At 64.0% G+C, this 23,616-nt stretch carries 19 protein-coding genes, 1 tRNA gene and 2 pseudogenes; 19 read left to right on the top strand and 3 right to left on the bottom strand.

Annotated features, from left to right (window positions below):
- Window positions 1-10: 10 nt before the first annotated feature.
- The 4 genes from K0M74_RS11015 to K0M74_RS11000 all read left to right on the top strand — a co-directional run bounded on the left by K0M74_RS11015 (window position 11) and on the right by K0M74_RS11000 (window position 5,631).
- Window positions 11-1,606: a peptidase S10 gene (locus K0M74_RS11015; protein ID WP_293971868.1), complete on the top strand. Its 1,596-nt coding sequence runs from the start codon at window positions 11-13 to the stop codon at window positions 1,604-1,606.
- Window positions 1,607-1,625: 19 nt separating this feature from the next.
- The gene (locus K0M74_RS11010) at window positions 1,626-3,362 is read left to right on the top strand and encodes a DUF885 family protein (protein ID WP_293971865.1); all 1,737 of its coding nucleotides are present in this window, start codon (window positions 1,626-1,628) and stop codon (window positions 3,360-3,362) included.
- Between the two features lie 145 nt (window positions 3,363-3,507).
- A complete protein-coding gene (locus tag K0M74_RS11005; RefSeq protein WP_366932652.1) occupies window positions 3,508-3,948 on the top strand; it encodes a helix-turn-helix transcriptional regulator in 441 nt (146 codons plus the stop codon).
- A gap of 270 nt (window positions 3,949-4,218) precedes the next feature.
- Entirely contained in the window at window positions 4,219-5,631 is a 1,413-nt protein-coding gene (locus K0M74_RS11000) for a DUF2235 domain-containing protein (RefSeq protein WP_293971862.1), read from the top strand.
- A gap of 208 nt (window positions 5,632-5,839) precedes the next feature.
- On the opposite strand, the gene K0M74_RS10995 is transcribed toward K0M74_RS11000, so the two are convergent.
- Window positions 5,840-5,926: transfer RNA gene (locus K0M74_RS10995), tRNA-Leu, on the bottom strand.
- A gap of 319 nt (window positions 5,927-6,245) precedes the next feature.
- On the opposite strand from K0M74_RS10995, the gene K0M74_RS10990 reads away from it, so the two are divergent.
- From K0M74_RS10990 to K0M74_RS10920, 15 genes and pseudogenes are all read left to right on the top strand, one after another.
- Complete coding sequence (locus K0M74_RS10990; protein WP_293971859.1) at window positions 6,246-7,808, top strand: hypothetical protein; 1,563 nt, start codon at window positions 6,246-6,248, stop codon at window positions 7,806-7,808.
- 81 nt (window positions 7,809-7,889) lie between these two features.
- Complete coding sequence (locus tag K0M74_RS10985) at window positions 7,890-10,595, top strand: TonB-dependent receptor (RefSeq protein WP_293971856.1); 2,706 nt, start codon at window positions 7,890-7,892, stop codon at window positions 10,593-10,595.
- A 168-nt stretch (window positions 10,596-10,763) separates the two neighbouring features.
- The gene (locus K0M74_RS10980) at window positions 10,764-11,648 is read left to right on the top strand and encodes a type II secretion system protein N (protein WP_293971853.1); all 885 of its coding nucleotides are present in this window, start codon (window positions 10,764-10,766) and stop codon (window positions 11,646-11,648) included.
- A gap of 5 nt (window positions 11,649-11,653) precedes the next feature.
- Window positions 11,654-13,849, top strand: a complete 2,196-nt coding sequence (gspD, locus tag K0M74_RS10975) for a type II secretion system secretin GspD (RefSeq protein WP_293971850.1) — start codon at window positions 11,654-11,656, stop codon at window positions 13,847-13,849.
- Window positions 13,846-15,339: pseudogene (locus K0M74_RS10970) on the top strand (ATPase, T2SS/T4P/T4SS family). Before gspD ends, K0M74_RS10970 begins: the two are co-directional and overlap by 4 nt.
- Window positions 15,332-16,546, top strand: coding sequence for a type II secretion system inner membrane protein GspF (gene gspF / locus K0M74_RS10965; protein WP_293971847.1), 1,215 nt, complete (start codon window positions 15,332-15,334; stop codon window positions 16,544-16,546). The pseudogene K0M74_RS10970 and the gene gspF overlap by 8 nt, the downstream one beginning before the upstream one ends.
- A 33-nt stretch (window positions 16,547-16,579) precedes the next feature.
- Window positions 16,580-17,044 carry a type II secretion system major pseudopilin GspG gene (gene gspG / locus K0M74_RS10960; protein ID WP_293971926.1) on the top strand — a complete coding sequence of 155 codons (465 nt, stop codon included), beginning with the start codon at window positions 16,580-16,582 and terminating at the stop codon, window positions 17,042-17,044.
- Complete coding sequence (locus K0M74_RS10955) at window positions 17,028-17,513, top strand: GspH/FimT family pseudopilin (protein ID WP_293971844.1); 486 nt, start codon at window positions 17,028-17,030, stop codon at window positions 17,511-17,513. The genes gspG and K0M74_RS10955 overlap by 17 nt, the downstream gene beginning before the upstream one ends.
- Window positions 17,503-17,868 (top strand): type II secretion system minor pseudopilin GspI, encoded by a 366-nt coding sequence (gspI, locus tag K0M74_RS10950; protein ID WP_293971841.1) that lies wholly within the window; start codon window positions 17,503-17,505, stop codon window positions 17,866-17,868. Before K0M74_RS10955 ends, gspI begins: the two co-directional genes overlap by 11 nt.
- Window positions 17,865-18,476: a type II secretion system minor pseudopilin GspJ gene (gene gspJ / locus K0M74_RS10945; RefSeq protein ID WP_293971838.1), complete on the top strand. Its 612-nt coding sequence runs from the start codon at window positions 17,865-17,867 to the stop codon at window positions 18,474-18,476. The genes gspI and gspJ overlap by 4 nt, the downstream gene beginning before the upstream one ends.
- Window positions 18,473-19,480 carry a type II secretion system minor pseudopilin GspK gene (gspK, locus tag K0M74_RS10940; RefSeq protein WP_293971836.1) on the top strand — a complete coding sequence of 336 codons (1,008 nt, stop codon included), beginning with the start codon at window positions 18,473-18,475 and terminating at the stop codon, window positions 19,478-19,480. Before gspJ ends, gspK begins: the two co-directional genes overlap by 4 nt.
- 1 nt (window position 19,481) lies before the next feature.
- On the top strand, window positions 19,482-20,627 hold the full coding sequence (gspL, locus tag K0M74_RS10935) for a type II secretion system protein GspL (RefSeq protein WP_293971833.1): 1,146 nt from the start codon (window positions 19,482-19,484) through the stop codon (window positions 20,625-20,627).
- Complete coding sequence (gene gspM, locus K0M74_RS10930) at window positions 20,624-21,106, top strand: type II secretion system protein GspM (protein ID WP_293971830.1); 483 nt, start codon at window positions 20,624-20,626, stop codon at window positions 21,104-21,106. Before gspL ends, gspM begins: the two co-directional genes overlap by 4 nt.
- The gene (gene gspN / locus K0M74_RS10925; RefSeq protein ID WP_293971827.1) at window positions 21,103-21,819 is read left to right on the top strand and encodes a type II secretion system protein N; all 717 of its coding nucleotides are present in this window, start codon (window positions 21,103-21,105) and stop codon (window positions 21,817-21,819) included. The genes gspM and gspN overlap by 4 nt, the downstream gene beginning before the upstream one ends.
- A gap of 1 nt (window position 21,820) precedes the next feature.
- Window positions 21,821-22,591, top strand: coding sequence for an A24 family peptidase (locus K0M74_RS10920; protein WP_293971824.1), 771 nt, complete (start codon window positions 21,821-21,823; stop codon window positions 22,589-22,591).
- Here the strand turns inward: K0M74_RS10920 and pal are convergent.
- Both pal and tolB read right to left on the bottom strand, forming a co-directional pair.
- On the bottom strand, window positions 22,578-23,096 hold the full coding sequence (pal, locus tag K0M74_RS10915) for a peptidoglycan-associated lipoprotein Pal (protein ID WP_188682228.1): 519 nt from the start codon (window positions 23,094-23,096) through the stop codon (window positions 22,578-22,580). The genes K0M74_RS10920 and pal overlap by 14 nt on opposite strands.
- A gap of 106 nt (window positions 23,097-23,202) precedes the next feature.
- Window positions 23,203-23,616: pseudogene (tolB, locus tag K0M74_RS10910) on the bottom strand (Tol-Pal system protein TolB); the annotation flags it as partial.

Raw genomic sequence — 23,616 nt, 5'->3', positions numbered from 1 at the left:
GGGGGCGCATATGGCCGTACGATATCGACGCAAATGCCTAGTCGCCGCGATTTCCGCGCTGTCCTGTCCCGCCGTGGCGCAGGATGCCCCCGCGATGGGCCGGGACGCGGCGACCGTCGTTCCCGCCCCCTCCACCGATACCGAAACCGCCCATCCCACCCGCGCCGCCGTCACCGTCAATGGCCGGGTCATCCGCTACACCGCCACACCGGGTAAGCTGATCATCCGCAACGATGACGGCGATCGGATCGCCAGCATATTCTATGTCGCCTATGTCGCCGATCGCGCACCGGGCGAGGCCGAACGTCCGCTGACCTTTCTGTTCAATGGCGGCCCCGGGTCGGCCAGCATGTTCCTGCATCTGGGCTCGATCGCACCGGTTCGAATCGATTTCCCGCGCGGCACGACCATCCCGCCCGCCCCTTACCGGATCGCCGCCAATCCCTACACATTGCTCGATCGCACCGACATGGTGTTCATCGACATGGTCGGCGCCGGCTATTCACGCACGCTGGGCAAGGCAAAGGAAGCCGATTTCTGGAGTGTCGACAGCGATATCGACGCTTTTGCCCGCGCAATCCGACGCTATCTGACGATTAACAATCGCTGGAACAGCCCGAAATATCTGTTCGGCGAAAGCTATGGCACGACGCGCGCGACTGGACTCGCCTACAAGCTATCGCGTCTCGATGGCGGGGGGATCAAGCTCAACGGGATCATTCTGCTGGGCGTGAACCTCAACCATGGCATCTATCAACCGGGTTTCGAGGAAAGTCATATCGGCTGGCTGCCGAGCTATGCCGCGACCGCCTGGTATCACAATCGTCTGACCGACCGCCCCGCCACGCTGGAACCCTGGCTTACCCAAGTCCGCGAATGGGCCCGCGGCCCCTACGCTGCGGTGCTGGCGAAAGGTCACGACGCAACGGATGAGGAGCGCGGTGCTATCGCGCGCCAGTACGGCGCCCTCACCGGGATCCCTGAACAAAACGTGCTCGACGCCCATCTGCGCATCGAACCGGGAGCATTTCGCAAGCTGCTGCTGCGCGATCGGGGCCTGACGGTCAGCCGCCTCGACAGTCGGCTGACCGGACAGGACAACAGCGGCTTGGGCGGCGAACCCGAATATGACGCCACCGGCAGCTTCAACGCAGGCCCGTTCGGAACCGGCATTAATCTCTATCTGACAGGCCAACTCGGCTATGCCACGACGCTGGACTATCGTCCCAACATATACAGCCGCATTCAAGGTCGCTGGGACCGTAGCCACATCGGGCCTACGGGCGGCCGGATGCCACTGGCAAATACCGCTCAGGACCTGTCCCGCACGATGCGGGAAAACCGCTTCATGAAAGTTTTGGTCCTCAATGGTTATTACGACCTGGCAACGCCCTTTTTCAAAGCCGAATATGACATCAAGCGGATGCAGATCGATCGGGAACTGCAACGCAACATCCGGTTCGAATATTTCGGGTCAGGCCACATGATCTACACCAACACCGAAGAAATGCCCGCGTTCAAACGCGCACTGGACCGCTTTTATGACGAGGCGGCCGCCACCACAGCGAGCTCACCGGGCCAATCCGACCACGCTGATCAAGACTGATGAAAGGGGCATGACAGCCATGAAATCATTTCCATACGGTCGTCTGCCGATCGCCGCGCTTGCGGCCTGCCTGTTCGCAGCGCCTCTGCCTGCCAGCGCTGCGGAGCCGAAATCGTTCGAAGCCATCGCCGACGCCTATGGCGGGACCGGGGCCGACGACGCGGGCGAACGTGGCGTATCCCCAAAATGGGGCGATGTGTCACCGGCCGGTCGCCAGCAGCGGGAACAGCGGCTGCGCAAGCTGCTTGCGCGGCTCGATGGCCTGCCCGTGACCAGCGATGCCGGCGAACAGTTCAATCGCGACATGCTGCGCCACATGCTCGAAAACGACCTCGCCGCTTTCCGTTTCGACGAAAGTCGTATGCCCTTTTCCAACGGTCAGGGCTTTTTCCGCACACTTGGCGGTGCCGCAAACACCACGACGATCCGCGATCGCGCGGACGCAGACAAATGGCTCGCGCGACTGGCTGCCGTCCCGGCCTTCTATGACGCACATATTGCCAACATGCGGCGTGGGCTGAAGGATGGCTTTACTCAGCCCGTGCTGATAGTCGATCAGGTGCTCGAACCGCTGGAAGCGGCTGCGGCGACGCCGGTCGCGGAAGACGCGCTTCTGAAACCCTTTGCCAAGCTGCCTCCATCGATCCCGGCGGAGGAACAGGTCCGGTTGCGCGCCCGCGCGGCCGAACTGATCGAAAGCCAGGTCCGGCCTGCACAACGGGCGGCCATCGCCTTCATGCGCAACGAATATCGCCCCACCGCCCGCACCACGCTGGCGGTCCGCGACCTTCCCGACGGAGAGGCCTATTATCTCTATCTGGTGCGGAAATTCACGACGACCGACCTGACGCCCGAACAGGTCCATGAAATGGGCAAACAGGAAGTCGCGCGCATTTTGGGTGAAATGGAGGCCATCGCTCGATCGACGGGATTCCAGGGCAACATCGCCGAATTCAACGATGCTCTCCGCGCCGACCCCGCCAACTATGCCGCCAGCCCCGAAGACTATATGGAAAAGGCGGCGGAAGTATCGAAACGCGCCGACCGCGCCGTACCGCGTTGGTTCGGCAAACTGCCCCGCCTCACCTGGGGCCCGCTGTTCAAGACGCCCGCTCAGGAAGGAACCGCGAACATCTACATGCGCGGGTCGCTCGAAAAGGGCGTGCCGGGCAGCATCATGATGTCGTATCGCGACGCCAAGACGTCGCCGCTGTACCAGCTCCCAGCATGGGTCGTTCATGAAGGCGTTCCGGGGCATCATTTCCAGATTTCGCTGTCACAGGAAAATGACGAGCTTTCGGCATTCCGCCGTGAGGCCCGCGTGACCCCATTTATCGAGGGGTGGGCGCTCTATGCCGAGGGTCTAGCCGGGGAAATGGGTCTTTATCGCGACGCGAAGGAACAGTTCGGACGCCTGTCGTTCGAAATGTACCGCGCCTGCCGTCTGGTGATGGACACTGGAATCCACTGGATGCGCTGGACACGCGACCAGGCGAGGGAATGCCTTGCACGCAACACCGCACTGAGCCCCGCGATGATCGATTTCGAAACCAACCGGTACATCAGCCAGCCCGGACAGGCGCTGGCTTACAAGATCGGTGAAATGCGGATTCGGGCCGTGCGGCAACGCGCGGAAAAGGCGCTGGGCCCCAAATTCGATATTCGTATCTTTCACGACGCCTTGCTTCACGGTGGCCCGATGCCGCTCGACATGCTCGACATCTATATGGATGAATGGATCGTACAGCAGAAGTAATGACTCGCTTTCCAGGTAGGCCGAAGTACGCGCCGCGATTGGCGACATCCTCCGGGACAGCGATGGGGTGGTTCTCGTCAACGATCTCAAGAAGCTCCCGCTCGAACCCCATCGCCACCATTTCTGAGACGGCTTCCGCCACTGGATGGTCAGGCGGCCAACCCAGTCGTCGAAAATCGGACCGGGGTCGAAGGCGAGACAGTCGAGCATGTCCGGCGACCGTCCGCCCATGCCGAGCGCCTTGAGTTGTTCGTTACCGGGAAAACTGTTGCAGCCGGCAAGGTCGAGCGCCGACGAGGCGCCTACGGCAGCCGCGGCAAGTCAAGTCGATTGTCTCTCATCGTATGTAGATATATCGGTCACATCCCGCTGCTTATGCAGCCGTGGATATACGCCTTCGCCTTGCTCGAATACTTGCACGCTTCGCCAGGAAAAGGGCTGGAGCCAGAAGGATTATGCCGACCGAGCCGACATTCACCGGACCTACGTTAGCGACATCGAGAGGGGGAGGCGCAACCTCACTATCACAATTGTCCAGAAGCTCGCAGTGCCCTTCGAGGTCAGTGCTTCTCGGCTGCTCGACTAGGCTTAGGAAGCCCTTCGTCAGCGCCGTCTGGTTCTGGTGGAAACAGTTTGTCGAGAAAGCCGAGCGTTTCGACCAAGCGCGTGCGGAGTAGCGAAACCTCCAGTGCAATAAGCGTCTCGCTTCGACCTGACGCAATCAACAGACGTCGTCTTGCTCATCGTGGCTCCTTCTTCTCACAAGTAGGAGCCTCCGGGAAACCGGGGCGCTTCAGTAAGGTAAAGCCGGCGAGTATCACTCGCCTTCCTTACCCTCCGCGGCTAACGTAATTTCATGGATGTGACTTCTAAATCATGCTCGACTGAGGGCAGTAAAAACATCCTCATCTTTTCGGACGGGACCGGCCAACATGGCGGCGTGCGCCCCGATCAGCGATTGTCGAACATATATAAGATGTACCGCGCGATGCGTTCCGGTTTCGCCAGCGACATCGACCCGGCAACCCAGGTTGCATATTATGATCCTGGCTTGGGCTCTGGTGAGGGAGGCGGTCGGATCAAGAATATCCTGTCAGCGGCCTTCGGCACCGGTATCTCTCAGAACATCGCAGATTGTTACGAAGCGATCCTGAAGCATTATCGACCCGGTGACAGGATCTTTTTGTTCGGCTTCAGTCGCGGTGCGTACACGGCTCGTTGCGTCGCCAATGTGCTAAATCTCTGCGGCGTTCCGACGCAGGATAAAGGCGGTGGGCCCCTGCCAACTGGCGGGTCGAAGCTTCGGCAGATCGCTGAGCGCGCTGTTTATGAAGTATATGAACATGGCTCGGGCCGTGACCGGGCAAAATATGAGCTCGAACGTGAAGAGCAGGCCCGCCGATTTCGAGCGGACTATGATTGCGCGGGATGCGGCCTCGATGACGAAGAGCAAGGGAATGTTGCCCCGACTTTCATCGGTGTTTTCGACACCGTCGCCGCCTTGGGCGGCGTGATCGTAAGGCGCATTTTGGCCGGGCTAACCATTCTCGCCGTCGCGCTCGCAGCGTTGAGCTGGCTTCAGAATTGGTCGCTCGCTGCGAAGGTTGCTTCACATCTGCCCGCGGGGCTTTTGATCGTCGCGTTCCTTTGGGCATCTTGGAAACAGCTGAAGGTCATGCGGCACCCGCCGGGCGGCAGGAGCTACAGCTGGCACTTTGCGAAATGGAATTTGAAAAATTACGATCGATTTCTCGATACCAATGTCGGGTTTGCCCGTCATGCTCTGGCAATTGACGAGAACCGCGAGCGCTTTCCCTATGTGGGCTGGGGGTATGAAAAAGATGTTCAGCGAGTGAATCGCGGGGATCGCGCCTGGTTAAAGCAGGTTTGGTTTGCGGGGAACCACTCAGACATTGGTGGCAGCTATCCCGAAGATGAATCGAGGCTTTCCGACATAGCTCTGGGTTGGATGCTGAAAGAGCTCAAGGCGCTCGACAACCCGCCCCACGCCAACGAGTCTGTGCTCCGCCTGTTTCCAGATGCGGGCGCTATGCAACATGACGAAGTGAAATCCAGCCACGACAGCAGACTACCCAGCTTCATGGCGTGGAAACCGAAGGACCGAGGTATTAACAGTCAAGCCGACTTGCATGCCTCTGTCATCGAACGGTTCGAGAAACCTGCGGTGGCTCAATATGACGAGTTGAAACCGTATCGGCCGACCGGCCTTCGTCAACATGAGAAGGTCCTTCGCTTTTACGGCGACTGACGAACGCAACAAAATCCCAACCTATAATTTGGCATTGAGGCGGGGTTTACCGTCGCGGAGATTTCGCCGCGTTTTCGAGGGAGATTTCCCTCGATAGTCAGTCTCTCGCCTCACACCCGAAAATAGGGTCGCGAGAACGGCGCAGAAAGACGCGCCTTTCGGCGTGCTTTAGAATAAAATTGAATTATCCCAAATACTTAGGACTGACTGGTGCGGTCGAGAAGACTCGAACTTCCACGGCCTTTCGGCCACAACGACCTCAACGTTGCGCGTCTACCAGTTCCGCCACGACCGCACATCATGATGGGGCCGAACGGGTCCGGCTCCGGGTAGGAGCGGGCGCCTAGCAAAGCTTTTGGGGCGATGCAAGCGAGCTTCGCTGCATTTATTTTTGCGGGTGCGAAGGCGCAATGCCGCTCGCGACCTGCTTTGCGCCGCTCTTGTCATCAACCGGACTCAAAAGAGTCACGCATCTGTCACGGCTCTGGCGTCAGACGGTCATCGAATCACCCTAGTGGCGTCGTCACCGGGGGCGACACATCGTTCACCGGTGATTTTTAATCAGGGGCGCCGCTCGACCGACTTGGGGGCGCACACCGGGAACGGAGATTTTCATGGCGGCTTTCGCACGCGTTCGTATGGTCATGCTCAGCGGCGTGGCTTGTTCTATTCTGGCCGCTTGCGGTGCCGATGGCGTTGCCTCGCCGGGTGAAGGCGTGATCGTTATTCCCGCGCCGACGCCCGCCCCGACGCCGACGCCGACTCCCACCCCGACGCCGACCGGCGTGACCCCGGCCGCGAACTGCCCGACCATCGCTGGCCCCGACCAGTTGGCGAACCTGGGTACAATCAGCGGTCCCGGCGGCGAATGGCGCAACTGTGGCTTCCCGGCGCGCTTCACCGCGACGACCGCGATCCCCAAGGTGGCGGGCGTCATCTACTCGCTCCCAGGCCGCGTCGATGTCGGCACGGATCAGGGTGCCACGACGACCAACACGGTTGCCACGCTGACCATCGATCCGGGCGTCACCATCTTTGGCGCGACGGGCGTCTCGTTCCTCGTTGTCAACCGCGGCAACAAGATCGACGCCGTCGGCACCCCGACTCAACCGATCATCTTCACCGGTCGCGGTAACGTCGTCGGCTCGGCGACCGATCAGACCTCGCAGTTGTGGGGCGGTGTCGTGTTGCTCGGCCGCGCGCCGATCACTGACTGCCTTGCTCCCGCCGCGACCCCCGGCACCGCGGCGTGCGAACGCGACACCGAAGGAACGTCGAACGCGCTCTACGGCGGCGCGCAGCCGGGCGACAATTCGGGCCGCATGTCCTATGTCCAGATCCGCTATTCGGGCTTCGTTCTGTCATCGAACAGCGAACTCCAGGGGCTGACCCCGTCGGGCGTTGGTTCGGGCACGCAGATCGACCACATCCAGATCCACAACAGCTCGGATGACGGTGCCGAAGTGTTCGGTGGCCGCGTTAACATGAAGCACCTGGTGATCACCGGTGCCGAAGATGATGGGCTCGACACCGACGTCGGCTATCAGGGCAACATCCAATATGTGATCGGCGTGCAGCGCGCCGGTGGCGCGGTCGGCGACTCGATGATGGAAATCGACTCAGACGGCAACGAAGACACCACGCCGCGTCAGCGTGTGAACCTGTCGAACTTTACCTATATCCAGCGCAACAACGCGGCCGGTAACGGCGCGGCGATCCGTATCCGCGGCGGCGCCGACTATACCTTCGCCAACGGTTTGATCGTTGCGCCGGGCCTCAGTTGCCTGCGCATCGACAGCGCGACGACGGTGCAGACCGTCGGTCCCGACGAACAGGGTCCGCCGAAGTTCTTCTCGATGTCGCTCCAGTGCAACGCGACGCCGTTCCGCGGCTCGAACGGCGTGACCGCGGCGCAGGTCCAAGCGATCTTTGAAGGCGGCACGAACAACCGTTCGAACTACGTCCCCAGTCTGACGAACCTGTTCGTCAACGGGGCGACCGAAACGGGCTTCACACCGTTCGATGCCAAGACGCTCAACGCCTTCTTCGACACCACGGCCTATGTCGGCGCCGTCCGTGACGCCAACGACACCTGGTATCAGGGCTGGACCTGTAACTCGGCGACGGCCGACTTTGGCACCAGCAGCGGCAGCTGCACCGCCATTCCGACGACCTGATCGCTCGCGATCCAATTTGGGAGCGGGCACGCCTGACGGGCTGGCCCGCTCCCTTCCTACATATTCTTGGGGACATTCCACATGACCAAGCGGCCGATCTTTGCCAGCCTGCTCCTTCTCAGTTCGGCGCTCGTCGCGCCCGCAGCGCTCGCCCAGGATGCGAGCGGCGAGCCTGCCGCCGAAACGCCGCCGGTGGCCAGCGAGGCGTCCGAACCCGATGACAGCGTCGCGGACGAAGAGGCCGATGTGTCGATCCCCGGCGGTGCCGACGCCGAGATCGTCGTCACCGGCCGTTTCACCCCCAATATCGTCCGTGCAACGCCCGAAGTCGTGTCGGTGCTGTCCTCGGCCGACATTGCGCGCACCGGTGAAGGCGACATCGCGGGCTCGCTGCAACGCGTGACCGGCCTGTCAGTGGTCGGCGGCGGCTTCGTCTATGTTCGCGGCCTTGGCGACCGTTATTCGCTAGCGCTGCTCAACGGCTCGCCTTTGCCCAGCCCCGAGCCGCTGAAGCGTGTCGTCCCGCTCGACATCTTCCCGTCGAATGTCATCGATTCGACGCTGGTCCAGAAAAGCTTCTCAGCGAACTTTCCCGGCGAATTCGGCGGTGGCGTGATCAACTTGACGACCAAAGCCATCCCCCGCGAACCGTTCCTGACCTTTTCGGGTGGGATCGGTTGGGACAGCGAGACGACGAACCAACTCGGCTATACCTATTATGGCAGTGACACCGATTGGACCGGTTTCGACGACGGCACCCGCGATATACCGCCGCTGCTCAAAGCCGCCTTTGCCAGCGGCAAACCGATCCTTGAGGGCGCCGATTTCACGCAGGACGATCTGGAAGCGATCCAGATGGAACTGGTCAACGCCGAAACGTCATTGCTCCAGCAGAACAACAATATCCCGGTAAACTGGTCGGCCGGTGTGACCGGCGGCACGACGATCACGCTGCCCGACGGCGAGCTCGGCATAATCGCCACTGCAGGCATCAGTAATAAGTGGCGTACCCGCGACACGCTGCAACAGACGTCGCTCAACCAGGATCTGTCGGGCGATCCGCAGACCAGCTACAACCGCATCATCACCGACAACCGCATTGTCGTGAACGGCCTGCTCGGTTTCGGGCTGGAACTGGGTGACCACAAATTCCGTTGGACCAATCTCTATATTCGCGACACGTTGAAGCAGTCGCGGCTCGGGCTCGGTACAGACCGGAACCAGACTGAACGCGATATTCTGAAACAGGATACTGCCTGGTACGAGCGACAGCTGATCAACACGCAGCTGGTTGCTGAATTCGACTTCGACCGACTCCAGCTGGACGTGCGCGGCGCTTACGCTAACTCCCAGCGCGAGGCGCCCTATGAACGCGGCTTCACCTACATCCGCACGAACCTTCCCGCCGAGCAGGATCCCACCGGCGATAAGTTCGTCAATGATCTTGGCGGCAACCGCGGCGATGCGACGATCGCCTTTTCCGACCTGAACGAGGATTTGTGGTCGGGCGGCGTCGATGTGTCCTACGAACTCGCGCCAAGCATCACCGCTACCGTCGGTTATGCCTATACCGATACGCATCGTGTCGCCGTTCGTCGCGCTTTCCAGTTCCGTGCGCAGAATCTACCAATTCCAGTCCAGCAATTACGCCCCGACTTTTTGCTCTCCGACGCGAGCATTCAGCTTTATGATATCGCGCTGGTCGAAACGTCGGCGCAGGACGGCACCGCGGCGTTCAATGCCGACCTTACGACCCACGCCGGCTACGCGCAAATCCAGGCCGAGCTGATGTCAGGGGTGAATATCAACGCCGGCGTCCGTTATGAGGACGCCAAGCAGAGCGTTGCCCCGATCGACATTTTCGGCACGGGCGGGAGCGCCATCGTACAGACCAACCTCAGCAATGACTATTGGCTGCCCGCGGTGACGCTGACCTGGGAAGTGGCGCCCGACATGCAACTGCGCGTCAATGGATCGAAGACGATCGCGCGTCCGCAGTTCCGCGAGTTGATCGCGCAAATTTATCAGGATCCTGAATCGAACCGCCAGTTCCGCGGCAACCCGTCACTCATCGACAGCGAGCTGCTCAACGCCGAAGTGCGCTACGAATGGTATTTCGCCAAGGATCAGCGCCTGACGGTGGCAGGTTTCTACAAATCGATCGATAACCCGATCGAAACCTACACGTCGATCAGCACCGACTCGGTGGCGAATTCGAGCTTTGCCAACGCGCCCAAGGCGACGCTGCTTGGCGGAGAGGTCGAGGTTCAGAAATATTTCGCGCTCGACAAGATATCGGACGCGCCATTCTGGCAAAGCCGCCGCCTTGTCCTGATCGGCAACTATACCTACACCCAGTCTGAAATTAAGGTCGGGGCGGGGGACACCACAATCATCAACGGGGTCACCCTCAACGCCGCCGACTTCTTCTTCGACGGTTCGCCGCTGACCGGCCAGTCGGACCATCTGGTCAATTTCCAGATCGGGCTCGAGGATCAGGACAAATTGTCGCAGCAGACGATCCTCGTGACCTATGCCAGTCCGCGCGTTACCAGTCGCGGTCCGTCGGGCCAGCCCGACATTCGCGAAAAGCCGGGCATTTCGGTCGATTTCGTCGCGCGGCAGGGGATCAACCTGCTGAACAAGGAAATCGAACTGAAGTTCGAGGCGCGCAATCTGACCGGGCGCAAATATCAGGAAGTTCAGGAAGACGGCGACAACCGCGTATTCCTCAACCGCTACAAGCTCGGCCGGACGTTCTCGCTGAGCGCTTCGTTGAAGTTCTGATGGTTCTCCACCCCTCCCCTTCAGGGGAGGGGCTTAATGACGGCAAGCAGCACCACCAGACTCGCCCGCACGTCAAAAAACTGTAATCTTCCCGTCAACTGATTGTCACCAATCGTCCCTAGGCGATTCGCGACGGCAATTTCAGCCTCGGGGGGATAGAATAGATTCATGGCGACGCTGATGTCCGGATCGGCCGTAAGGTTGCCGCGCGGCTTGCCCGTATGGCTGCGCGCGGGTCGCCGCTCGCCGCGCGAGATTGGGCCGTTTCTGTTCGCTGCGGTGCTCGGCGCCTTGCTGATCTGGCAGCTCGTCCGCCTGCTCTGGACCGTCATCACCCCGCTGTCGCCGCTCGGCGCCTGGCAGCCGCAGGCCGCGGTCATCGCCTCGCCCGCCGAACGCCGCGCACTGTTCGCCAGTTTTGACCCCTTCTTTCGCAGCGCGCCGCAGGGTCCGGCTTCGGCCACCGTCACGGCGCTCGGCCTGACATTGTTTGGCATCAACATCAACGAAGCGACCGGCGGCGGCTCGGCGATCATTGCGGGCGAGGACGGGGTGCAATCCAGCTTTGCCGTCGGCGACGAAGTCGCACCGGGCGTGCGGTTGGTCGGAGTCGCCTTCGACCATGTGCTGCTCGACCGCGGCGGCGCGCGCGAAAGCCTGTTCCTCGATCAGAGCGGCGAGGCTGCAGTCGCCAACGCTTCCACCCCGCTTCCCGCGCCGACCCCCGAAATCGGATTGGCCGCAGCCAGTGGTACCAATGCGAGCGGCGAAATGTCGCCAGAAAGCCTGAGGGCCGGGGTCGGCTTTGCGCCGCGCACCGAAAATGGCCGCGTCACCGGACTGGTCGTCCAGCCACAGGGCGATGGCGCGATATTCCGTGCTGCGGGCCTGCGTCCCGGCGATGTCATCCGCTCGGTGAACGGCCGCCCGATCGGCTCGGCGAGCGATGCTGCCGCGCTCGCCAACCAGATCGCGCCCGGCGCGCGGATATCGCTCGAAGTCGAACGGGGCGCCAGCGTCGTTCCCGTCGCCATTTTCCTCTCGAAGCAATAGGTTATATGCGCATTAAACTGTCCCTGATGCTTGCCGCCGCGCTGGTTTCTGCCACGCCGGCACCGGCGGTCGCTCAATATACGCTCAACGTCCGCGACGCCGACATCCGTGCCTTCATTCAGGACGCGGCGCGGATTACCGGACGGACCTTCGTCATCGACGGGCGCGTCAACGGCAAGGTGTCGGTGGTGACCGACCGGCCATTGTCGCGCAGCGAATATTTCGAGATTTTCCTGTCGACCCTACGCTCGAACGGCCTTGTCGCCGTGCCCGGCCCCAACGGCAGCTACCGCGTCCAGCCGATCGACGGTGCCGCCGCGCAGCCCGGCCGCATCGGCAGCCGCGGCGCGGCGCAGAACCAGTTCGTCACCGAAATTATCCGGCTGCGCCATATCGACGCCGTCGCTGCGGTTGAAACGCTGCGCCCGCTGGTCAGCGCGCAGGGGTCGCTGACCGCCAACCGCAATGCCAACAGCCTGGTCGTCGCTGACTTCGCCGACAATATCCGCCGCATCCGCTCGCTTGCGTCGAGCATCGACCGCGACAGTTCGACCAGCCAGATCGTCACGCTGAAAAACGCCGGCGCACGCGAAATCGCCGCCGCCTTGCAGGCGCTGGTGCCGTCGGCGGGTGAGGGGGCCGCGGCGCCGGTCGCGATTGTGCCGATCGACAGCAGCAACGCGATTGCGCTGCGCGGCGACCAGGCGCTGGTCGCTCGCTTCGTCCAGATGGCGAACGAGCTCGACCAGCGCGCCGGATCGGGCACCGAGCTGCGCGTCTATTGGCTTGCGCACGCCAATGCCGAAACCTTGCTCCCGACGTTACAGCAACTGGTCGGCGGCGGCAGCGACCCGGCGCAGAAGGCGGCACTGCCTTCGGCATCGACAATGGGCAGCGACGGCGCGACTGCGTCTCCCGCACCCGCCGCGACGCCGGTTTCGACAGGCGGCGGGGGCGGCAGTATCGCAACGCGCGGCCCCGCGATTGTCACCCGCTATGAAGGTGCCAATGCGATTATCGTCGCTGCCAATCCCGAGGTGCAGCGGATGCTCGGCGAGCTGATCCGCCAGCTCGACAGCCGCCGCGAACAGGTGCTGGTCGAGGCGATTGTGGTCGAAATCGGCGACGATGCGGCCAAACGCCTTGGCGTCCAGTTCCTGCTCGGCGGCAAGAATATTCCGTTTGTCGCGACCAGTTACAGCAATGCATCGCCCAATATCCTGACGCTGGGTGGTGCCTATGCCGCCAATCAGCTGTCGCAGGAAACCACGACGGTCAACGGAACGACGACGGTAACGCAAACGAACAGCTCGCTCGGCAACAGTTTACAGGAAGCCGCGGCGGCGTCGCTGCTCGCGGCGACGGGCGGTTTTGCGGGTTTTGCGGGCGATATTGGCAAGAACACGATTTTCGGCGCAATCATCAATGCGATCAAATCGGACACGACGTCGAACCTGCTCGCAACGCCGCATATTGTGACGCTCGACAACCAACAGGCAAAGTTCCTTGTCGGGCAGGATGTCCCGATCACGACCGGCGAAAAACTCGGCGACAATTTCGAAAATGCATTTCGCACCGTTCAGCGTGAGGAAGTCGGCATCAAATTGGAGGTGACGCCGCAGGTCAATGCCGCGGGCGAGGTCAAGATGTTCTTGCGTCAGGAAGTGTCGAGCGTCGCCGGGCCGGTGTCGTCGCGCAACAGCGACCTGATCATCAACAAGCGTTCGTTCGAAACCGTGCTGACTGTCGACGATGGCGAAATCCTGGCGATCGGCGGTTTGCTCAACGACGATGAACGGCGGACGATCGAGCGGGTGCCGCTGCTTAGCGATATTCCGCTGCTCGGCGAGCTGTTCAAATCGCGCAGCCGGACGCGGTCGAAGACGAACCTGATGGTCTTCATCCGCCCGACAATCTTGCGTAGCCGCGAAGACAATGCCGCGCTGACCGCTCGGCGCTACGGCTATATTCGCGACTTCCAGCTCCGCCGGAATCCCGATGAGGAGCCAGCGATCGACACGTTGGTGCGCGATTATCTGGGCGCGGTGCCGCCCGTGCCGACCGAGGCGACCGCCGCCGACATCACCGTCGGCCCGGTCAATCTGCCCGAACTGCGCGGCCCCGATGGCCGCGTGATTTCGACCGACGTCCCACCGTCGATCTCGAACGCGCCCGCGCCGCCGACCGGAGACTATCCGTGACCAATCCCGAACCGAACGCTGCCCCCCCGGCGCCGGTGGATATTCCCTATGGCTTTGCGCGCCAGCACGGCGTCGTGATCGCACCGGGTGAGGGCGGAGCGTGGCTGGCCACGCTGCGTGATGATGCCGATCCCGCGGTGCTGATCGAGGTGAAGCGCTATCTGGCTCAGCCGCTGCGCGTCGCGACCGCGAGCGTTGCCGATTTCGACCGACTGCTGTCGGACCATTATGCGGTCGACAGCTCGGCGGCGGCGGTGGCGGGGTCGGTAGGCAATAACGACATCGATTTCAGCCTGCCCAGCGCCGAAGACCTGCTCGATAGCGCCGACGACGCCCCCGCGATCCGACTGATCAACGCAATCATCGCCGAAGCGGTTCGGCAGGGGGTCAGCGACATCCATATCGAGCCCTATGAAAGCGGGCTGGTGGTACGAATGCGCACCGACGGCGTGTTGCGCGAACATCTGCGCATGCCCCCGCACGTCGCGCCGGTGGTGGTCAGCCGCATCAAGGTGATGGCGCGGCTCGACATTGCCGAACGCCGCGTGCCGCAGGACGGCCGCATCGGGCTGACGCTCGCGGGCAAGGCGGTCGACGTGCGCGTATCGACCTTGCCCAGTCGCGCGGGCGAGCGGGTCGTGATGCGTATTCTCGACAAGGATGCCGCTGGGATCGACTTCGATGTGCTCGGCCTGTCGGGCACCTCTGACCAGATTTTGCGCGAGGCGCTCGCCGAACCCAATGGCATCATCCTCGTCACCGGGCCGACCGGATCGGGCAAGACGACGACGCTCTATGCGGCGCTCAAGCAATTGAACGACGGCCAGCGCAACATCCTGACCGTCGAAGACCCGGTCGAATATGCCGTCGACGGGGTCGGTCAGACGCAGGTCAACAGCAAGGTCGGGCTCGACTTCGCCGCCGGGCTGCGCGCCATCCTGCGCCAGGATCCCGATGTCGTCATGGTTGGCTAAATCCGCGACCGCGAAACCGCCGATATTGCGGTTCAGGCATCGCTGACCGGCCACCTCGTGCTGTCGACCGTTCACACCAATGATGCAGTCGGCGCAATCACTCGGCTTAAAGATCTGAAAGTAGAGCCTTTTCTTTTGGCATCGACCTTGCGCGCAGTGATCGCGCAGCGCCTTGTGCGCAAACTTTGCGATCATTGCCGCGAACCGGTGCAAGCCGACAACAGCGTCGCCGCCATGCTCGGGCTCGACATCGGCACCGTCATCTGGCGTCCCAAGGGCTGCGAGCAGTGCAGCGGCACCGGCTACAAGGGCCGAATCGGCGTGTTCGAAGCGATCAAGGTCGACGAAACCGTGCGCCGTTACATCTACAACGGCGGCGACGAGGCGATGATCACGCGCCACGCCTTCCTGAAATCGCCGACGCTTGCCTCGGCGGCGCGCGCGATGGTCGCCAAGGGGCTGACGACCGCCGAAGAAGCGATCCGCATCGCTCGGCGCGAGGAAATCGATGCCTGATTATCGCTATGTGGCGATCGATCCGCAGGGCCGCGAGCGCAAGGGACGGCTGACCGCCGCCAACGACGATGCCGCGCGCGCCGATCTGGTCCGGCGCAAATTCCATATCGTCGCGGTCGAGGCGGCAGGCGCGAAACCCGCCAGCCGCTCGCTCCTCGCCTTCCGCCGCGCGCGGCTGAGCAGCAAAGAACTCGCGCTGTTCACGCGCCAGCTGGCAACGCTGGCGGAGGTCGCGCCGCTTGAAGAGGCGCTGCGCACGCTGACCCGCCAGAGCGAGGCCGAAAGCGCTCGCACGATCATTGGCGACGTCCATGCCGGGCTGCTCGAAGGCCGCCGCCTCGCCGATGCGATGGCGCGCCAACCCGCCAGCTTCCCGCCGCTCTATCGCGCGATGGTCGCGGCGGGCGAAACGACGGGCAGCCTGACCACCATCCTCGCGCGCCTCGCCGATCTGCTCGAACGCCAGGCCGAGGTGCGCGGCAAATTGATCGCGGCGCTAGCCTATCCGATCGTGCTGGCGGTGGTCGCGATCGGAGTCGTCGCGGCGCTGATGATCTTTGTTGTCCCACGCGTTGTCGAACAGTTCACCGACGTCGGCCAGCAATTGCCCTTCCTGACCCGCGCCGTGATCGCGATCTCCAGCTTTGCCGCGAACTGGTGGTGGTTGATCGCATTGCTGATCGCCGCGGCGAGTTTTGGCTGGGTCGCCGCGATGCGCCGTCCGGCGTTCAAGGCGCGCGTCGATGCGCGGCTGCTGCGGTTGCCGCTGTTCGGGCGCCTTCTTCGCGACCTCTATGCGGCGCGTTTTGCACGCACCCTGGCGACGATGGTGTCGAGCCGCCTGCCGCTGGTCGATGGCCTGCGGCTGACGTTGCCGACGATCCGCAACGCCGCGCTCGCCAGTGCGACGGCCGCCATCGTCGATCAGGTCCGCGCCGGGGGCAGCCTGTCGGCGGCGCTCCGCGATGCCGGGGTGTTTCCGCCGCTGCTCGTTTATATGACCGCCAGCGGCGAAAGCGCCGGGCGGCTTGAAGTCATGCTCGAACGCGCCGCCGATTATCTGGAGCGCGAATTCGACCGCTTCACGGCGGCGTCGATGGCGTTACTCGAACCTGTCATAATAGTCCTTATGGGGTCATGCGTTGCCCTGATCATCCTCGCCATTCTGCTGCCGATCCTTCAGTTGCAGAATCTTGCCGGAATATAATAAATGTCGCTGATGCAGCTTTTCATTCGCCTGATGCTCGATCCGTCGCGCCCGACGTCCGCCCGCCGCCGCAAGAAGGACGAGCGCGGCTTTACCCTGACAGAGCTGATGGTCGTCATCTTCATCATCGGGCTGCTCGCCACCGTCGTGATGATCAACGTCCTACCCAGCCAGGACCGCGCGATGGTAACCAAGGCCAAGGCCGACATCGCGACGCTGGAAACCGCACTCGAACAATATCGTCTCGACAATCTGACCTATCCGGCGACGAGCGACGGGTTGAACGCGCTATCGTCACCGCCGCCGTCGCTCACGCAGCCGGAGCGGTACCGCCGCGGCGGCTATATCAAGAAACTGCCTGACGATCCGTGGGGGCGTCCTTATAATTACCAGGCACCTGGCCCGAACGGCGCAGCATTTGACGTCTGGTCGCTGGGCGCCGATGGTGCGCCGGGCGGAACCGACGACAATGCAGATATTCGTGGCGGAGACAGCTAAGGCATCAGCGCGTCGCCATCGCAAGATGGGGACCAGCGGCTTCACGCTGGTCGAGCTGATGGTCGTGCTCGCCATCATGGCGCTCGCTGCCACCGCTGTCGTACTGACAATTCCCGGCGAAGAACGCAGCGTGCGTAGCGAGGCCGACCGGCTCGCGGCGCGGCTGGCTGGTGCGCGCGATATCGCGGTGATCGAGGGGCGCAGCGTCGCTGTCAACTTTGCCCCCTCGGGCTATGGCTTCGAACGCCGGATCGCGGGCGAATGGCAGCCGCTGCCCGGCCGTGCCTTCACCCAGCGCAATTGGCCCAGCGACGTTCGTTTTGCGGCGGGCGGCGGGCAGGGCGCTGCTCGCATATTGTTCGACCGCGTCGGCACCAGCCCGACCCCGCAGGTCGTCGTGCTGAGCGGCGGCGATGCGCGCGAGATTGTTCGTGTGTCGGCGACTGGGGAGGTCAGCCGTGGCGAATGAGCGCGAACACGGTTTCACCCTGCTCGAAATGCTGGTCGCACTCAGCGTCATCAGCATCGCCGCGTTGACGCTCGTCCGCCTTGATGCTTTTGCGGTGCGCACCGCGGGCGATCTCGACGAAAGCACGATCGCGGGCATCGTTGCGCAGAATCGCGCCGTTGAACTATGGACCGACCCGGCGCCGCCGACGATCGGCAGTAGCGCGATCGGCGTCGCCAACGCCGGACGCAACTGGCGTGTCGAACAGCGGGTGGCGCGGACCGCCGACGACAGCCTGCTGCGTATCGACCTGATCGTGCGCCCCGAAAGCGGGCGCGGTCAGGCGGCGCTGACGATCATCCGGCCGTCGCGATGAAGGGCGAGCGCGGCTTTACCCTCATCGAGATGCTCGTAGCGCTGTCGCTGTTTGCCGCGATCGCGGCGATTGGCGTCGGCCTGCTACGCAGCAGCGTCGATACGCAGGATGCGGTGCAGACGCGGTTGAAGGCGATGGGCGGGGTCAATCGGCTCCGCGCGGTCATGGCGAACGACCTCGCGCAGGCGGTCCAGCGATCGACGCGCGGGCCGGCGGGCGAGGCGGTGCCCGCCTTCATCGGGTCATCGACGGGCTTCGCTTTCGTCCATGGCGGCGCGGCTGCGCTCGACGGATCGCCGCGTCCCGCGGTCGAACGGGTCGCTTATGCGCTCGTCGGCAACGAGTGGCGGCGCGCGACGCAGCCGATGCTCGACGGCACTGCGCTGAGCGAAGGCGACCGGCTGCTGGGCGAGGTCACAACGGTCGCGGTGCGCTATCGCGACGAGACCGGCAATTGGGGCGAAAACTGGGGCTCCGAACCCGGCGACCGCCTGCCGCGCGCGGTCGAGGTGCGCGTGTCGCGAACCGTGCGCGAGGCGCTGACGATGTTGTTCCTGACCGCGCCGACGCTGCCGCCGCCGCCAGCGGCAGAGAACTCGGCGCCATGATCCGCCGTCCGCCCGATGAACGCGGCGCCGCGCTGCTCACCGTCCTGTTGCTCGTCGCGGTGATGGCCGTGATCGCGGCGACCGCCCTCGACCGGCTGACGCTCGCGACCCGCATCGCGGGCAGCGCTGCGACGGTCGATCAGGGGCGCGCCTACAGCTTTGCCGCCGAACAGATTGCGCTGCGCCGCGTTGCCGACCTGGTCGGGCGAGATCCCGCCAAACTGACGCTCGCGGGTGGCTGGCTGGGGCGCGAGTTCGTCCTGCCGCTGCCGAACGGGAGCGGCAGTGCGCGGCTGACCGACGCGAACAATTGCTTCAACCTCAACAGCTTGGTTGCCGAGACGGTACCGGGACGCTTCAGCCAGCGATCGGGGTCGATGCGTCAGTTCGGCGAGTTGATGTTGTTGCTCGGCGTCGATGCCGCGCAGGCGCAGGCGATTGCCGGCGCCACCGCCGACTGGATCGACAGCGACAGCAACGACGGCCCGCTCGGCGCTGAGGACAATGTCTATCGGTCGCTGCCCGGCGCCTATCTGGCCGCCAACCGCAAGATGGCCGACATCAGCGAGTTGCGCGCGGTGCGGGGGATGACGCCCAAAATCTATGCACGGCTCAAACCCTGGATCTGCGTGCTGCCGGTGACCGATCCGGTGCGGTTGAACGTCAACACGCTGGCGTCAGAGCAGGCGCCGCTGGTCGCAATGCTGCTGCCCGGCGAATTGACGCTCGCCGACGCTCGCGCAGCGCTGGCGGCGCGGCCCGCGGGCGGCTATGGCAGCAGCGTGCGATTCTGGCAGTCGGGTCCGCTCGCGCAGTTCGACCCGCCGACCGAGGTGGCCGAACAGGCGGGGGTGACCAGCCGCTGGCTGACGCTGACGACGAATGTGACGATGGGGGACGGGTTTTTGACGGCAGTTTCGCTCATCGACGCCAACGGCGGGGCGCCGTCCGCCGGACAGGCTGCGCCGGTCATTGTCCGCCGCGATTGGGGCGAGAGCGACTGATATGTCCCGCACGTTGGTTCTTTGGTTGCCTCCGGTAGCGGCGCTCGGTGACGAAAATGCGCCGCCGCCTGCTTGGCTGCGCGTCGACGACGGTGTCATCGTGGACAGCGGGCAGGACGATGGCTGGGTCGACGCATGGGAAAAGCCGCAGGACGATAGTCCCGACGACCGCTTGATCGCATTGGCGCCAGCCGCCGACGTGCCCTTGCGCTGGCGGCATTATCCCGATGCGGCGCCGGCGCAGGCGGCATCGGCGGCGCGGGTCGATACGTTGAAGGACAGTCTGGGCGATGGTGCCTTGCTGCATATCGTCGCGGGTCAGCCGATCGAAGCCGGGCAGGCGGTGCCGGTGGCGGTGACGACACACGCGGCGATGACTGCATGGTCCGCATGGCTCAAGGCGCGCGACCTGTCGCCGGCCGCGATTGTCCCGGCGGCCGCCGCGGTGCCGCCGCCCGAACCCGACAGCCTGTGGTCCGCCGAGGTTGGCGGCGAACAGATCGTGCGGGCGGCCGATCATGCCTATGTGTCCGATCCCGAACTCGACCCGCTGATTGCGGGCGGTCACACAATTGCGCCGCTTGATTCCGACCGGATGCGCGAGGCGTTGCTGATGACGCTGGCTGCGCCGCCGCTCGACCTGCTCAGTGGCGGCTGGAAGCCGAAGCGCAACTGGTCGCTAGACCCGGCGCTGCTGGGGCTGGCCAAGCGGCTGGCGATCGCGCTGCTTATCGTCAGCCTCCTGATCCCGATCACCCATGCCGTGCGCCTCTCGTCCGACAGCGCCCGAGCCGACGATGCAGTGGTTGCAATGGCCAAAAAGGCTGGCGTGACCGCGCCCGATGCCACCGCGGCCGAGGCCGAGTTCGATCGGCGGCTCGCGGCGGCGGGTGGCGGCCCGCTGGCGTTTTCGGTTCCTGCATCGGCGCTTTACGATGCCATGAGCGACACACCGGGCGTCGCGCTCAAGGCGCTGTCGCACCGCACCGACGGCACACTCACAACCCCGCTCGCGGCGCCGCGGGTTGAGGACATCAACGCAGTGCTGCTCGCGCTTCAGGCCCGCGGGTACCGCGTCACGGCGCAGCCGATGGCGGGCAGCGACGGCCAGCAGATGGCGAATATCACGATCCGGGCGGTGCCATGACCGAGCGATTGAAAAACTGGTGGCGGGGCCTGTCGCAGCGCGAACGCTGGCTGGTTGGCATCGCAGGGGCACTGGCGCTGAGCGTCATCCTGTGGGGTTTCGGCCGCCCGGCTTATGCAGCGTTTGTCGATCTCGAAAACCAGCATCGCGCGGCGATTGAGCGCGAAGGTCGGGTCGCGGCGAAGGTGCAGTTGCTGGCGGCGCGTCCCGCAAAATCGGTTGCGACCGCGGTCGATGCGGTGGCTATCGATCAATATCTGGCGCAGTCGGCGAGCGAGATCGGGCTGACGCTCGATCGCAACGAGGCGCGCGGCGCGGGGCAGGCGACGATCGCGATCGCCACCGCGCGCGCGCCAGTACTCACCGACTGGCTGGCGTCGCTCGAGGGGCAGGGCTTTGTCATCGACCAGCTGACGATCACCCCTGCCGCCGACGGCACTGTCGGGCTCACCGCCGAACTTCGAAAGGGCGGCCAATGAGCATGCGGCAACGCTGGCGCATCGCGGCGCTGCTGCTGGCGCTGATCCTGATCATCGCGACCTTCCCGATGCGGCTGGCGCTGGCGTGGTCGGGCGCAACCGATGCCGGGGTGACGGCGCGCGAGGTGCGCGGATCGGTGTGGGCGGGCGAGCTGGTCGATGCGCGGCTGGGCGCCCTGCCGCTCGGCACGGTGGGCGCCAGCCTGTCGCCGCTGGCGCTGCTCGGCGGCGACACCGAACTTGCTTTTTCGCGCACCGACGAGCGGCTCGGCGCGCTGGCGGGGCAGCTGCACGGCAGCAGCCCGCGCGGGGTATCCGACGTCAACGGCACGACGTCGATGTCGGGCGGGTTGGGGATGATACCGGTCGATACGATCCGCTTCGAAGGTGCGACGCTGCGGTTCGATGGCGTCGGGAAATGCACCAGCGCGAGCGGGCGCATCCAGCTGGCGGTCACCGCGCCGATCGCCGGACTCGACCTGTCGCGCGGCCTGTCGGGACCGCTGACGTGCGTGGGCGGGCGGGCGCAGGCGGCGCTTGCCAGCCAGTCGGGGATGGAGCGGTTGACCTTGTCGTTCGACGGCAGCGGCGCGTATCGGGCACAGTTCGCGATCAATGTCGATCGCGATCCGGCAATGGCGGCGGCGCTGGCGATGCTGGGCTTCAAGGCCGGTTCGGGCGGATTCGTGCTGGCGACCACGGGCCGCTTCTGACGTGACGATCCTCGATGCCTTGCCCTTTGGCATGGGCGTCGCTTTTGCCGCGTTGATTGGACTGGTCCTCGGCAGCTTTATCGCGACTTTGGTGCTGCGCTGGCCTGCCGGGCGTTCGGTGTTCGGGCGGTCGCAATGCGACGGGTGTGGGCGGCCGCTCGGCGTGGCGGATCTCGTGCCGCTGCTTTCGGCGATGATGGCGCGCGGATGTTGTCGAAAGTGCCGCGCAGCGATTGATCCTTTTCACTGGCGTGTCGAGCTGGGATCGGCACTGATCGGCGTAATTGCGCTGTCGACCATGCCGGGGACGTCCGGCTGGTTGTGGGCGTTGTTCGGTTGGGTGTTGCTGCCGCTCGCCCTGCTCGATGCGCGGCATCTCTGGCTTCCCGATCGGCTGAGCGCGGTGCTAGCGGTGGCCGGCCTGCTGTTCGCCGGGCCGCTGCTCGGCGCGCCGCTGCTCGATCGCTGGATCGGCGCGCTCGCGGGTGGCGGGGCGTTGACGCTCATCGCCTGGGCCTATCGCCGTGCCCGCGGCGGGGAGGGCATGGGGGGCGGCGATCCCAAGCTGGTCGCGGCGATCGGGTGCTGGCTTGGATGGCAGGCGCTGCCGCTGATGTTGCTGGTCGCCAGCCTCGGTGGCATCGTCTGGGCGCTCGTGGTCCAACAAAAAGGGGACCCGCCGCTTGCTCATCGGCCGGTCCCCTTCGGTGTTTTTGCCTGCGCCGCCGCATTCGCGACGGTGCCGCTCTGGCCGTTGCTTAGCGGCCGATGATGACCGTTACCGCGCGGCGATTGCGCGCATAGGCTTCTTCGGTCGAACCGATTTCGGCCGGACGTTCCTTGCCATAGCTGATGACGCTGATCCGCGACGGATCAACGCCCAGCGAGGCGAGATAATTTTTCGCGGCATTGGCGCGGCGTTCGCCGAGCGCGATATTATAATCACGGGTGCCGCGTTCGTCGGCATGGCCTTCGAGAGTGACGCGGACCGCGGGGTTGCGCTGCAGCCACTGCGACTGGGTTTGCAGCGTCGCCATGTCCTCGGAATCGACATTATACTGATCAAAGCCAAAGAAGATGCGGTCGCCCATGGCGCCAACGCTGGCGATGAAATCTTCCTGCGATCCCGGGATCACGCCGGTGCCTGTATCGGTCCCGGTGTCGGTGCCGGTCCCTTCCGGGACGGGGGGCAGCGTTTCGGGCGCCTTTTTTGCGCAGGCGCCAACGGCAAGCATGGTGATCGCCGCTATCATCGCGGTGCTCTTGCGTATCGTCATGTCGTCTGTCCTCTTGTTGTTGTTGAATTTTTCCGTTCAACGGCCAGAAACGGCCTATTCAGAACCCGATGATGGAACCCCAGCAGGGCATTTTGGTTCCTGTTTGTCACGGCAGCACCGGACCCCAGCTGGGATCCGATCCATCCTGCGGGGTCGGCAGGCGGCGCAAATTGACGCCGGTCAGGTCGACTTGCCACAGGCTCGATTTGCCCTCGCGCCCCGGCGTAGTCCGGAAAAACTGGATGACGCGCCCGTTCGGCGACCAGGTCGGTGCTTCATCCTGCCAGCTGTTGGTCAGCAGGCGCGTACCGCCGCCTGACGGGGTCATCACCCCGATACGGAATTCGCCGCCGCCCATGCGGGTGAAGGCGATCAGGTCGCCGCGCGGCGCCCATTCGGGGGTCGCGGCGCGGCCCCCGCCAAAGCTGATCCGTTGCTGGTTCGACCCCTGGATGTTCATCGTATATATTTTGTTGGAGCCCGCGCGGTGGGGTTAGAACACGATATTGCCCCCCTCGGG

The sequence above is a fragment of the Sphingopyxis sp. genome, from assembly GCF_019459305.1.
In the GTDB taxonomy this organism is placed as follows: Bacteria; Pseudomonadota; Alphaproteobacteria; order Sphingomonadales; family Sphingomonadaceae; genus Sphingopyxis.
The sequence above is the reverse complement of the archived record's forward strand: the minus strand, read 5'-3'. Positions and strand labels throughout refer to the sequence as shown.